Source organism: Oceanobacillus sp. FSL H7-0719, assembly GCF_045040795.1.
In the GTDB taxonomy this organism is placed as follows: Bacteria; Bacillota; Bacilli; order Bacillales; family Amphibacillaceae; genus Oceanobacillus.
The window spans coordinates 1,375,174-1,387,552 of record NZ_CP150301.1 but is presented as its reverse complement, the minus strand read 5'-3'; the positions used below and the strand labels follow the sequence as shown (position 1 = coordinate 1,387,552).

Genomic DNA, 12,379 nt, shown 5'->3' with positions numbered 1-12,379 from the left:
TGGGCCATTTTCTTCGGGTGACACGTCAGCCGCCTTGTGCATAGGTTATTATGTGAATCTAAAGGAGGCTAGGCGATGATCACTGTGAATCCAATTGAAATTGATGGAATGCATTTTACAGCGGTAAAGGTTGAGCTGCCTAAAACCAACCTGTTGACCATTTCAAATGAAGTGGGCTACATTATGTGTGCGGCTTTGGATGTAACAATTTTTAATGAAATTCCAGCATTAATGAAAAGAAATGTAATCGCAGGTCGCGCAATGGGTGTTCGGACGATTGATCAGCTTCTGAATGCACCACTCGAAAAAATAACGGATGCATCTAGAGAATATGGCTGGGAAGAAGGTATGACAGGCAGAGAGGCGTTGCTGAAAATTTCATAAATCCCAGTTGAATCCCCTTGAGAAATTGCTCGGGGGATTTTTATTTAACAACTTTCATAACTATCTAATTTGGAGAAATATGGGGGAGTAATCTATAAACTCAGTTAATCTGAATTAAAATTACCAGGAGTTTTTATTAATTAATGATATCACTGCGATATTCTTAAGGGAAAGGTGGAATTTTTTTGTGAAAATTAGGTTATTATACAAGCGTATTCCATCCTATCAAAAAATAGTGAATTTATACATTGCGTGATACAATAAGACTATAGGATCTTCTGGATTATTTTACAGCAATTATTATGAGGAGAATAAGATGAAGCTTGCAGCTGCTAATTCGATTAAGCCTGGTGCAACACTTGCTCGAACGATTTATAGTGAGCATGGAAGTGTTTTGCTTGTTAAGGGTGTAAAAATCTCGCGAACGATGCTTGATCGACTAATAAATCAAGGAATTACATATGTCTTTATCGATGATGAACTCACCAAAGATATTTATGTTGAACCAGTGATTTCGGAAAAGACACGTTCACGTGCATCAAAAACAATTGAAGATACATTTCTAAATATCAGCAGAAATGGCCTAAGTGAAACGAAGTCTTATCTGCTAAATGATAAAAAAGATGAATTCGGAGAAATCGCCGATGAATTAATTAATAGCATTATGTCTTATGGGAAATCGATTTCTTTGCTGGCTGATATATATGTTTCAGATAATTATATTTTCCAGCATTCCTTAAATGTTGCTATCTATGCAACGTCGATCGGATTGAAATTGAAGATGCCCTCGGAAAAGCTGAGTGAGCTAGCGGTCGGAGCCATGCTCCATGATGTTGGGAAAATATTTATTGATCCGGACATTTTAAATAAGACTGGACCGCTGACTGAAGAAGAATATACTATTATGAAGACACATGCGGAAATCGGCTACAATTATTTAAGAACCCAAAGGGAATATCCTGCAGTTATCGCACACTGTGCGTATCAGCATCATGAAAGACTTGATGGGACAGGTTATCCACGAGGCCTTAAAGGGAACGAGATTATCACACCTGCTAAGATAATTGCGATTGCTGACGTTTTTGATGCGGTAACGAGCAATCGGGTATACCGAAAAGCAATGCTACCCCATGAAGGGTTAGAAATGATTTACGCAGGAGCCGCGAGTATTTTTGATACAACGATGGTCGAGGCTTTTAGAAAAAGTATAATTGCTTACCCTGAAGGACTGTTTGTGGTTCTAAGTGACGGCAGTGAAGGAGTTGTCATTAGACAAAATAAGCATTTATGTGACCGCCCCGTTATTCGAATTATAAAAGAGAACGGGGAACCCTTAGATATACCATATGAAATTGACTTGGGAACAAAAATGAATCTTACAATAAAAGAAGTTTTAAGGGACTGAACAACTAGTCTATCCCCCTCTCATCATGCATAAGCATGATGAGAGGGGGTGTTTTGATTGAGAAGGAAAAGATATCAAAAGGGGATTATTTCGCCTCCAGGACAACGGATATTGCTGTTGACCATAATTGTTTTTACGATATGCGTCCTAGTGAGTATTATTTATATTGATAGAGGGATTAAACCAACATTAATGGAAATAGCAAAAGAAAAGACAAATGAATTTGCCACACGAGCGATTAATTCCGCTGTAAGCTTTACAGAGAATTATGATTTTAGTGATATTGCAAATATTACATATGATAATAATGGGAATGTTTCATTTTATTCCGTGAAACAATCAGCAATCAGTGAAATAAGTCGGCAGGCAACAAATCGGGTAGAGGAATATTTCTCTGGGTTAAATCGAGGGGACCCGATTAGCTATGATTCTTCCACTGATGGACCTTATGATTATCCCGATGGTGCGGAGGAACGGTTATTGTATGATCCGACTCTTGTAGAGATACCGCTTGGTCAAGTGACTGGTAATACGGTTTTAGCAAATCTAGGTCCAAAGATACCGATAAATTTAGAGGTGATTGGTACGGTGCGCACGAATATTGTGCAACGAAAATCAGAGTTTGGAATCAATGGTGCCTGGCTTTCCATTTATCTGAATGTCGAAGCTGATGTACAAATTATTATTCCCTTCAGTTCAGAGGTTACTACTGTAAGTGCTGATATTTATATCGATGGTGGTGCACTGATGGGGGAGGTTCCAGATTTTTACGGCGGTGGTGGAAATGGACCTTCGATTGCTGTTCCAAAAGGAGATTTCCAGGAAAACTTGCAAGAAGAGGAATAATCTAGTATAGTAAATTCATAAATTAATAATAACCTTATCAGATCGGTGAGGTAGAGGCGCAAGTAATATGAGTAGCTAACAGGAGAATGACAACAATGATTGTTTGCCAAAGGATTGCTTGCCGAAGCGTAATAAGTGTCGGCTTATTATTTTGCTGATATGTCTTTGAATAAGAGGCATATTGTCATGCATGGACAGTGCATGGAGAACTACTGATCGAAATGGAGGATAACGTATATTGTCGAGTTTTAAAGCAATGATGGTTATTTTCTATCATTGTTTTTTATTTGAATGGTGTACCTTCCTTTCGTTCGAAAATCTTCATGCATAAATTTTTATTATTGGAGGTTAGGGACAATGGTAGGTACATTTTTTTCGATTATTCCAGCACTCATTATGCTCGTGCTTGTTATCGCAACGAAAAAAGTATTGCTTTCCCTTGGCGTTGGGATTGCACTAGGTGCTTTTTTTATTCATGAATTTGATATAATTAACTCTTTACAGGAGATATGGCTTGTATTCTATGAAATATTTATTGTAGATGGGGAATTAAATACAGGCAATATCCTCTTACTTGTTTTCCTGCTGCTATTAGGAATAATGACAGCATTTTTACAGGCATCTGGAGGGAGCCGGGCATTTGGAGAATGGATGCTGAAGCGTGTAAAGACACGGACTGGTGCTCAGGTTATGACTGCCGTGCTTGGACTTATCATTTTTATTGATGATTACTTCAGCAGCTTGTCTGTAGGACAAATTGCAAGGCCGTTAACAGATCGTAAAAATATTTCACGTGCGAAACTAGCTTATATTATTGACTCTTCAGCTGCACCGATTACAGTGCTTTCACCTATATCCAGCTGGGGAGCGTATATTATCGGAGTTCTTGGTTCCATCTTTATTGCTAACGGCATTACGGATATTGCGCCGATAGAGGCATTCATTCAGATGATTCCAATGAATCTATATGCATTATCAGCAATTTTAATGGTATTTATTGTAGCTTATTTAAAAGCGGATATTGGCCCAATGAAACGCCATGAAGAACGTGCAATAAAAACCGGGGAATTAATTGATCCAAACAACACCAATGTTCCAGGTGATTTAAGTGATTCAATTGATGCACATCAGCAAGGAAAGGTTTATCATTTAATTGTGCCAATTGTTGTCCTTGTAGCTGCAACTGTTGCGGCAATGCTTATAACAGGGGCTATGGAGACAAAAGGAAGTATTACGCTACTTTCAATGTTTGCAAATACAGATGTAAATCTATCCTTAGTTATTGGAGGATCGGCGGCAGTGGTTACTGCTCTTCTTCTTCATGCTGGTCATCGTAAACCAAGAGAAAAAATGACTAATATTTATCTCGAGGGTATGAAGTCAATGCTGCCGGCGATTTATATATTAATATTAGCATGGATGATTGGATCAATTATCTCGAAGCTGGAGACAGGTTCCTATTTAGCAGAACTGCTCCACAGTGCTTCGATTGGTTCTGTATTTATACCAGTCCTATTCTTTGTATTTGCTGGTGTGATGGCACTTGCAACTGGAACATCATGGGGCACATTTACAATAATGCTCCCAATCGGGGCAGAGGTTTGCATGGTAATTGATGAGAATATGCTCTTACCAACATTAGCAGCAGTCCTTGCTGGGGCAGTTTTTGGTGACCACTGTTCACCAATTTCAGACACGACTATCCTATCGGCAACCGGAGCAGGGGCCAATCATATCGATCACGTCTTGACTCAGCTGCCATACGCTCTAATTACTGCGAGTGTATCAATCATCGGTTATTTATTGATTGGTTTGTTGGACCAGGTTGTTCTGCCACTAATTGTGAGCTTAGCACTCATCATAATCATTGGAATCATCATTCATTTGCGAAATAAAGATAAACACGAAACTGCATGATAAAAAGCATCCTTTTCTTTCTTGAGAAGGATGCTTTTTAATTTATCCAAATTTATTAATCAATAAGAAAATGCTTAATTAAAATATAATATTCAGAAAAAATGGTATATAAAAAATATTCTTTGACTTTGAAGGTCTATCATTATATAATACAAGCATAAATATCAGAAAAGAAAAATAACTCAAAGATTCTCTTTCTTGTAAAGTTGCATAGGAAGTTGAGTCTTAAAAGGAGGGTGTTACATGTCGACACGTTCACAGTGGGGAACGAGAGCAGGTTTTATTTTGGCGGCAGTTGGTTCGGCAATTGGACTAGGGAATATATGGCGTTTTCCTGCGGTTGCCTATGAAAATGGAGGAGGAGCATTTTTTATTCCCTATTTATTCGCACTTTTAACTGCCGGGATACCGATTCTCATCATGGAATTTACGATGGGACATAGATTTCGGGGTTCAGCTCCACTCTCATTTAGACGGATGAACAAGAAAGCGGAAGTCGTTGGTTGGTGGGGAGTACTGGTAGCATTTGTTATCTCAACTTACTATGCTGTAATTATCGCATGGTCAATTTCTTACTCTTACTTCTCCCTGAAATTATCGTGGGGGTCTGACACAGAAGGATTTTTGTATGGTGATTATTTAAAGTTAGCTGAAACTCCAGGTCAGATTGGGAGTATGGTTCCCGGAGTGTTATTTCCGTTAATCATCGTTTGGTTACTTGTATTACTTATTCTTTTCAGAGGTGTAAAAAAAGGAATTGAACTGGCAAATAGAATTTTTATACCGGCATTAGTCATCATATTTCTTATAATTGTTATTCGCGCAGTAACACTTCCGGGGGCTCTTTCGGGATTGGATGCATTTTTTAAACCGGACTTCAGTCAATTCTTTTCACCAGATGTATGGATTGCAGCTTACGGACAAATCTTCTTTAGTTTGTCAATTGCGTTCGCGATTATGATTACTTATTCAAGTTACTTGCCGCGAAAGTCAGACCTGACAAACAATGCATTTATTGTTGGGTTTGGAAATTCCGGGTTTGAATTATTAGCTGGGATTGGGGTATTTGCTGTATTGGGCTTTATGGCCACAACTGCGAATGTGCCAATTGATGAAGTTGTACGTGGTGGTGTGGGGCTTGCCTTTGTTGCTTTTCCGGCAATAATAAATGAATTCCCAGCAATGAAGGAACTATTTGGGCTGTTATTCTTCCTGTCACTAACACTTGCCGGATTAACCTCGTTAATTTCGATAACAGAGACTTATGTTGCTGGCTTAGTTGATAAGTTTAATATATCCAGGACAAAAGCAGTATTGTTCGGTGGTGGATTAGCTGCAATAATTTCCTTATTATTTGCAACACAAGGCGGACTATACTTCTTGGATTCAGTTGATTACTTCATTAATCAGTTTGGAGTTGCTTTAATTGGATTAGTTGAGGTTGTTTTAGTTGTATGGATCTTGCGGAAGCTGAAAGAATTCAAGAACCATGCTGATGGGATTTCTGATATTCGTTTAGGCTCTTGGTGGACAATAAGTTTAAGCATCGTAACACCTATTGTTATGGGGTATATGATGTTTGGTTTATTTAAGCAGAATATTTTAAGAGAGTTTGACAATCCTACGGGGAACTATGAAGGTTATGCAAATGAATTTATTCTTTATAGTGGCTGGTGCATTGCAGCATTAGCTTTACTAGTCGGTTACCTGATGACTTTACCAAAATGGAGAACGAATGTGGAAATAAAAGATGAAGAAGAATACATTGAGGACAAGGAGGCTAAATAATGAGTGGATCGGCGATCTTTGTTATGGTTCTTGGTATCATTATTCTTTGGGGCGGGTTGGCAGCAAGCATATGGCATGCAATGAAAAGTTCTAAGAATGCAAATTAAAAAAATGAAGTGGAGACAGAAGAAATATAATTTAATAAAATCCGAACGATACCTTAATTCGTTCGGATTTTAAGCGGAATCCTGATTATCTTAATTCAGATTAATGTCTGTTTTGCTCTTTCCCTTCTCCGCTGTAGGTCCGCATTCCAAATGCCCCTTCGCTTTTGGTGTGACCCCAAAAGCGAAGTGTATTCGGGCTGCGATTTTCCAGGGGAGTATGCAATATACTGAATTAAGGTGATCAGCACTTTGCATCGACTATGAATTATTATCCCATTGTAAAAAGTTAACTTTAAAAGCTTTTTATTCGATAATGTTCGTTTTTTAATTGGTTGGTATTAAATCTGTCCCAGTCTAATTTTTTCGCTTTGTCATTTGTTCCCATCGGCGTAAATATGGATAGGGGTCAAAAGACCATTCACTATATCCGTCATCCTTATACATACCGTAGTGCAAATGTGGCGGGAATTTACCCGCAGTGCCAGGAGGCCCATAGCCAGTTGAACCGACGCTTCCTAAAATGTCACCTGGTTTAACCACTTTTCCAATCTTAATTTCATCATCATAGCCGTTCATGTGAGCATAATAATGATATACATTATATATATCTCTAATGCCAACTCTCCAGCCGCCGAATCGGTTCCACCCCATCATTTCCACAACACCATATGTTGTTGATTTGATCGGTGTACCATAATCGGCAAAAATGTCGGTGCCTTCGTGGATTCTTAATCCGCCAAAACCGCGTCTGTCCCCCCAAGTGTTACGATAGCTATAATTATATTTGGTATCTACAGGGAAGTCCCGCTCGGTTAAATGTATATTATTAAAGGTTTTAAATACCCTTGCTGTATTCATAATCGATTTAACGGTAAGATCACGCTGATAATATTTCCATAACCCAATTTTGATGTCATCGGCTGTTTGTCCTTCTTGAAGCAATAATAACCCCATTGTATAAAGGATATCTTCGGGATTGTTTGGATCTGCGTTGCCATCACCATTTCCATCTTTCCCAATTCCGCCAAAAAGTTCAATAATAAACGGATGAGTGACCATTGAAAAATTACCAATCCCAAACCATTGTTCCTCTGGCACCTCAATGGATATTAAATCTTCGTCTTCAGAAGATTGTTTTTTATTGCGTTCATAGTTGTCAATTGCTGCGAAATAATACCATGGTATTTGTATGAGCGCCTCTGTTTTAAGAAATAATGCCTTTCTGTCCTGATGAACGTTTTCTGCTGCTGCATCGGTCGAATTAACGCTGATTGCATATAGAAAGAAACCAACAATTAACCAAAATTTACTTCTGGGAAGCAAAAGTTTCACCTCCTACTTTGCTCATGGATTTATTTTAAAAATACTTTAATTGCAAAATGTGCTCCAATTGTCCTTCTATGTTAGTTTGCATAAAGACTGGGAAATCATACACGAAATATTTCACTCTCGTATTACATATGGTAAACTATAGTCAGGCTAGCTGGAGGTGGAGGACGTTGTTTGAGTTAAATGGAAAACATTATGAAGTAATTGAGAATATAAAAGAAGGTTTTCAAGAAGATGCCATAAAGGAAAGGTATTCAGATATTTTGGCTAAATATGATTTTATTGTTGGTGACTGGGGATATGAACAGTTAAGAATGAAAGGTTTTTATCAAGACCGAAATACGAAGGCACCGATAGATGCAAAAATTAGTGCCCTTGAAGATTATCTCCTCGAACACTGTAATTTTGGATGTGCATACTTTGTGCTGAAGAAAGTGACGAAATAAAGCCTGGTCGTTCATTTATTGAACAACCAGGCTATTATTTTGTGCTGAAGTATTGTCTATACTATATAAACTGTAATCCAATTTTATGCTGTTCTTAGCTGCAGCTAATGGAAGCCAGCAGTGGGAGTTACTCTTGTACTTGTGTGCAGTTAACTCAGTCGATTCATGATATGGGTGCTGGAATCTTTTATTTTTATTACAAAAGTGAAAAGCAGAAGGTTAGATCAGTCTAATCTTCTGCAGCGGCGATAGCCGTGAAATTTCTTTTCAATGATAGAACCTAAACGAAAAATTGCCGACTCATTCCCTGTCGTGCTGATAATTTGAATACTAATTGGCATATCGTTTTCGTCTTTACCAACAGGAAGCGTCAGTGCCGGCAAGCCCCAGACGTTGGCATAGGCTACATACGGCATAAATTGCAAATATGTTTTCCTGATTGAGAAAATCTCTTTAAATACTTGGCCATGCATTCCAGCACCGGTATGATATACGGGCAGGATAAGCAATCGTTTTCTTAAATAATCAGAAATCCACTCATCACCTTGCATGATGGTCTCGTCGATTTCTCTAACTCTTCTTTTCGATGGTTTGAACATCTTCGCACCAATTATTGCCCAGGATAAGTATGGGTGGACTCTGGTCCTTTGGGTAAGTTTTTCTTTTAAGAAAGATTGAACGACATGGGAACGGTCATTACTATAGGCTTCACGCTCAATTAATGCACTGCCGTCAATTGACATAATTTCCTGCCATAATAGTGCACTCTCGTCAAATAATGGTGGAACTCCGCGTTTTGTATAGATTAGTTGATCTAAAAAGTCTTCAACGGCATTCACAACGGATTTTGTTTTTTCTGATAAAGGATAGTTAACCCGATCGGAAAGAATTTCAATTTTATACTCTTGGAGGAAGTTTGTCGGAGAAGCCGAATCTGAGATAATTTTATAAATTAACTCCATATCCCGTACTGATTTTCCAAGAGGTCCCATTGCAAGCATCCTGTCTTGTAATGGATTGGTTACTTCTGGATAATGTCCAGCTGATGAAACCTGGTTCATTCCAGGCTTGAAACCGACAATCCCATTAAAATGTGCAGGAAACCGAATTGAACCACCAATATCAGATCCAATACCTGCAGCAGCGCCCCCAACTGCTAATAACGCTCCTTCACCGCCACTTGAACCGCCAGCAGTACGATTAAGATCCCAGGGATTATTTGTACGGCCATATAGTTTGTTATCCGTTTCCTGGCAGAAACAGAGTGCAGGGGTATTTGTTTTACCTAAAATAATAGCACCTTCATTTTTAAGTTTACTTATTACTGCTGCATCTTCGCGTGCAATCAGATCCTGGCGGTGCTCCAGGCCACCTGTAGTTTTCATGTTTGTAATATGAAATGATTCCTTCACACTGATTGGTACACCAGCAAGTACCCCTTGTCGTTTTACACTATTTCTTCGTTCGTTGTCGTAATGTTTTGCTTCTTCAAGAGCATCGGTGAATCTTTCCTCTACTACAGCATTAATGGAGGGATTGACGTTACGAATATGCTCAATATACGTACTTACTGCTTCATAGCTGGTTATTTCTTTTTTTCGCAGCTTTTCCGCAAGTGCTGTAGCGTCCATATCTAATATCCATTTGTTTATTTTAAATTCCCCCTCTAAAAGATATAGTCACATAGTATAACTATAGCATTTTTTTCTTCAAAATCACATTATATGTGATATGATGGAGGTGAGAAAGTTAATGGAGGGCATATGATGTACTTTGTTGATCGAAAAAAAATTGAGGAAATTTTACAATATATGAATGAATTGCTTGAAGAAGTGATTAATAATAATTTTCAAACAGGAATTGAAAAAATGGGACTGGAAAGAATCACACATGTTCTCATTGAGTCTGCATTGGATGTTGGGAATATGATGATTGACGGATTTATCATGCGTGATCCTGGGAGCTACGAAGACATTATCGATATTCTCATTGATGAGAAAGTAATCCCTGAGAGGCAAGAAGAGATATATAAGCAATTTATAGGTTTAAGAAAAAGTTTAGTAACAGACTATATGATGATTGATCATAAACAACTGGAAATTGAACTAAAGGAATATGCACCAACTCTAAAAGAATTTAGTAATTATATTCAAGCATATTTGAAAAATGAACTTGGCGTTGCGAATGCATTTATACCGGAGAATGAAAAGTAGTTGGATGGGATGTCAGCTTTTAAGATGGAATCATGCTTCTTAATGAAAAACGAAGGTGAAAAAAATGAAAAATTGTAAGACCACAAAGGATCAGCTTCTAATGTTATTTAAAAAAAATGATGGAATTACAATTGAGGAGATAATGAAAAACTTTACGATTTCTGAACCTGCAATTCGTAAGCACCTTCATGAATTGGTGAAGCAGGGTCTTGTGTCGAAAGAACAGCACAAGCAGAAAATCGGAAGACCATTCTTTACCTATGGACTGACGAGAAAAGGACATGGGTTATTTCCGAATCAATATGAAAGCTTGCCAGTCACATTACTTGAAGATCTTGAAAATTTACAAGGTCCTCAAGCCGTCCGTGCACTATTGAATAAAAGAATGGAAAGGGAGCAGGAAGAGCTCCAAGAGGGTTTAACGGATTCTGAAGAATTTGAAGATAAAATTGCAGCTTTAGTTGAATTACAAAATAATAATGGGTATATGCTTGAAGTGGAAAGAACCCAAGAGGGACATTTTATTTTAACAAATTTCAATTGTCCTATTGCAAATATTGCACATAAATATCGTCAGGTTTGCACAAATGAGAAAAAGATTTACAGCAGTGTATTTCCAAATAGTGAGGTGATACCTCAGAATTTTATAACAGCCGGAGACCATGTTTGTAAGTGGATGATTAAGGCGGCAGCAGAAGATGAGTAGCAGTCATCTTCTTTTTTTGGTGCTTTTTCACTAAGAAACAGCAGACTAAAACTTTCTTGTATATAAGTTTTAGTTATCTGATAATATAAAAAATGTATATTTTATTAATATATTAAAGTTTGATATTATTTAGTTAATTACTTAACTTCTAATAAGCCTTACTGAATTTAAGTTATATTTCATATTAAATGCGGGGGGATTCTATGATTTTAGGATTGCATCATGCCCAAATTACAATTCCGCTGGGGGCAGAAGCAGATGGGAAAGATTTTTATTGCAAGATACTGGGGCTGTCTGAGATTGAAAAACCTGAATCATTGAAAGATAGAGGAGGATTTTGGCTGAAAGCGGGAGATAAGGAAGTACATGTGGGGACAGAGGATGGCTTTGATAGAATAAAAACAAAAGCACACTTAGCCTACAGAGTTGATGATATATCCCATTGGAGAAAGACTTTGGAACAAAATTTGATTGAAATTATCGATTCTGTGCCAATACCGAATGTTGAGCGGTTTGAGTTTAGAGATCCTTTTGGCAATAGGATTGAAATGATATAGGAACGATAGTTGTAACTGGCAGGATTAATACACAGAAATAACATGAAAACAGCCTGGTCCATATGTGAACCAGGCTGTTTATGATATACCGTTTATTATCGCCTAAAAGCTTTTATGAAGGCATTCTTTTTTTATGAAAGTTAATCCACAATCTCTTCATGAACTTCTGAAGAGTGGGCAAGACGGCTTGACGCTGCGGCAGCTATAGCACCTACAATATCATCGAGAAAAGTATGCACATACCCAGTTGATTTATCATTTAGCCGTTTTAGGATTCCTGGTTTTTGCTTATCAATGTACCCATAATTTGTTAACCCAATTGAACCATACACATTGACAATGGAAAGAGCAATGATTTCATCTACACCATATAAGCTTTCATCCGTTGCAATTGTTTCTTGCAGTGGTTCACTAAGCAGTTTTTTCTCTGCAAGCACATCTAGTTCAATACCTGTAATCACAGCATTTTGCACTTCACGTTTTGTAAGCACGCGATTTACATTATAGCGGCATTCATCCATTGACAATTCCTGATGATAGCCCGACTGTAAGTAATAAACAAGTTCCGCAATGTCGTCTATTTTAACACCACGGTCCTCGAGTAATTGTCTAGCCTGTTTTTCCAATACACCTTGTTTTACATGCTTTTTCATTTATAATCACCTTTTCTTTTTAGTTAAG

Annotated in this window: 13 protein-coding genes and 1 riboswitch; of the genes, 10 read left to right on the top strand and 3 right to left on the bottom strand. The window is 37.8% G+C overall.

All coding sequences use genetic code 11. The features are described 5' to 3' along the window. The first annotated feature begins 75 nt into the window (after positions 1-75). From NST93_RS07395 to NST93_RS07370, 6 genes are all read left to right on the top strand, one after another. Entirely contained in the window at positions 76-384 is a 309-nt protein-coding gene (locus NST93_RS07395) for a YunC family protein (protein WP_405102703.1), read from the top strand. Between the two features lie 316 nt (positions 385-700). Then, positions 701-1,789: an HD-GYP domain-containing protein gene (locus tag NST93_RS07390; protein WP_405102701.1), complete on the top strand. Its 1,089-nt coding sequence runs from the start codon at positions 701-703 to the stop codon at positions 1,787-1,789. A 57-nt stretch (positions 1,790-1,846) separates the two neighbouring features. Beyond that, a complete protein-coding gene (gene yunB / locus NST93_RS07385) occupies positions 1,847-2,635 on the top strand; it encodes a sporulation protein YunB (protein WP_405102699.1) in 789 nt (262 codons plus the stop codon). 43 nt (positions 2,636-2,678) lie between these two features. Beyond that, a riboswitch (Lysine riboswitch) is annotated at positions 2,679-2,855 on the top strand. A 137-nt stretch (positions 2,856-2,992) separates the two neighbouring features. Continuing rightward, on the top strand, positions 2,993-4,552 hold the full coding sequence (locus NST93_RS07380) for a Na+/H+ antiporter NhaC family protein (protein WP_405102697.1): 1,560 nt from the start codon (positions 2,993-2,995) through the stop codon (positions 4,550-4,552). A 243-nt stretch (positions 4,553-4,795) separates the two neighbouring features. Continuing rightward, positions 4,796-6,340 carry a sodium-dependent transporter gene (locus tag NST93_RS07375; RefSeq protein WP_405102695.1) on the top strand — a complete coding sequence of 515 codons (1,545 nt, stop codon included), beginning with the start codon at positions 4,796-4,798 and terminating at the stop codon, positions 6,338-6,340. Beyond that, positions 6,340-6,447, top strand: a complete 108-nt coding sequence (locus tag NST93_RS07370; protein ID WP_405102693.1) for a methionine/alanine import family NSS transporter small subunit — start codon at positions 6,340-6,342, stop codon at positions 6,445-6,447. The genes NST93_RS07375 and NST93_RS07370 overlap by 1 nt, the downstream gene beginning before the upstream one ends. A 354-nt stretch (positions 6,448-6,801) precedes the next feature. Here NST93_RS07370 and NST93_RS07365 read toward each other — a convergent pair whose 3' ends face one another. Further along, a complete protein-coding gene (locus tag NST93_RS07365) occupies positions 6,802-7,770 on the bottom strand; it encodes a M23 family metallopeptidase (RefSeq protein ID WP_405102692.1) in 969 nt (322 codons plus the stop codon). Positions 7,771-7,946: 176 nt separating this feature from the next. Here NST93_RS07365 and NST93_RS07360 point away from each other — a divergent pair, with 176 nt between their 5' ends. Then, entirely contained in the window at positions 7,947-8,222 is a 276-nt protein-coding gene (locus NST93_RS07360; protein ID WP_405102690.1) for a YutD family protein, read from the top strand. Positions 8,223-8,446: 224 nt separating this feature from the next. Here the strand turns inward: NST93_RS07360 and NST93_RS07355 are convergent, their stop codons facing one another. Further along, entirely contained in the window at positions 8,447-9,853 is a 1,407-nt protein-coding gene (locus NST93_RS07355) for an amidase (protein WP_405102688.1), read from the bottom strand. A 135-nt stretch (positions 9,854-9,988) separates the two neighbouring features. On the opposite strand from NST93_RS07355, the gene NST93_RS07350 reads away from it, so the two are divergent. The 3 genes from NST93_RS07350 to NST93_RS07340 all read left to right on the top strand — a co-directional run bounded on the left by NST93_RS07350 (position 9,989) and on the right by NST93_RS07340 (position 11,698). After that, positions 9,989-10,435 carry a DUF86 domain-containing protein gene (locus NST93_RS07350; protein WP_405102686.1) on the top strand — a complete coding sequence of 149 codons (447 nt, stop codon included), beginning with the start codon at positions 9,989-9,991 and terminating at the stop codon, positions 10,433-10,435. 100 nt (positions 10,436-10,535) lie between these two features. Beyond that, a complete protein-coding gene (locus tag NST93_RS07345) occupies positions 10,536-11,141 on the top strand; it encodes a helix-turn-helix transcriptional regulator (protein WP_405102684.1) in 606 nt (201 codons plus the stop codon). Positions 11,142-11,344: 203 nt separating this feature from the next. Next, entirely contained in the window at positions 11,345-11,698 is a 354-nt protein-coding gene (locus NST93_RS07340; RefSeq protein ID WP_405102682.1) for a VOC family protein, read from the top strand. 140 nt (positions 11,699-11,838) lie between these two features. Here NST93_RS07340 and NST93_RS07335 read toward each other — a convergent pair whose 3' ends face one another. Further along, on the bottom strand, positions 11,839-12,351 hold the full coding sequence (locus tag NST93_RS07335; protein ID WP_405102680.1) for a phosphatidylglycerophosphatase A: 513 nt from the start codon (positions 12,349-12,351) through the stop codon (positions 11,839-11,841). Between the last annotated feature and the right edge of the window lie 28 nt (positions 12,352-12,379).

Excerpts from the sequence above, each read along its gene's own strand:
- NST93_RS07395 (WP_405102703.1), top strand. The coding sequence starts at position 76 with ATGATCACTGTGAATCCAATTGAAATTGATGGAATGCATTTTACAGCG.
- NST93_RS07390 (WP_405102701.1), top strand. The coding sequence starts at position 701 with ATGAAGCTTGCAGCTGCTAATTCGATTAAGCCTGGTGCAACACTTGCT.
- NST93_RS07380 (WP_405102697.1), top strand. The coding sequence starts at position 2,993 with ATGGTAGGTACATTTTTTTCGATTATTCCAGCACTCATTATGCTCGTG.
- NST93_RS07375 (WP_405102695.1), top strand. The coding sequence starts at position 4,796 with ATGTCGACACGTTCACAGTGGGGAACGAGAGCAGGTTTTATTTTGGCG.
- NST93_RS07370 (WP_405102693.1), top strand. The coding sequence starts at position 6,340 with ATGAGTGGATCGGCGATCTTTGTTATGGTTCTTGGTATCATTATTCTT.
- NST93_RS07355 (WP_405102688.1), bottom strand. The coding sequence starts at position 9,853 with ATGGACGCTACAGCACTTGCGGAAAAGCTGCGAAAAAAAGAAATAACC.
- NST93_RS07350 (WP_405102686.1), top strand. The coding sequence starts at position 9,989 with ATGTACTTTGTTGATCGAAAAAAAATTGAGGAAATTTTACAATATATG.
- NST93_RS07345 (WP_405102684.1), top strand. The coding sequence starts at position 10,536 with ATGTTATTTAAAAAAAATGATGGAATTACAATTGAGGAGATAATGAAA.
- NST93_RS07340 (WP_405102682.1), top strand. The coding sequence starts at position 11,345 with ATGATTTTAGGATTGCATCATGCCCAAATTACAATTCCGCTGGGGGCA.
- NST93_RS07335 (WP_405102680.1), bottom strand. The coding sequence starts at position 12,351 with ATGAAAAAGCATGTAAAACAAGGTGTATTGGAAAAACAGGCTAGACAA.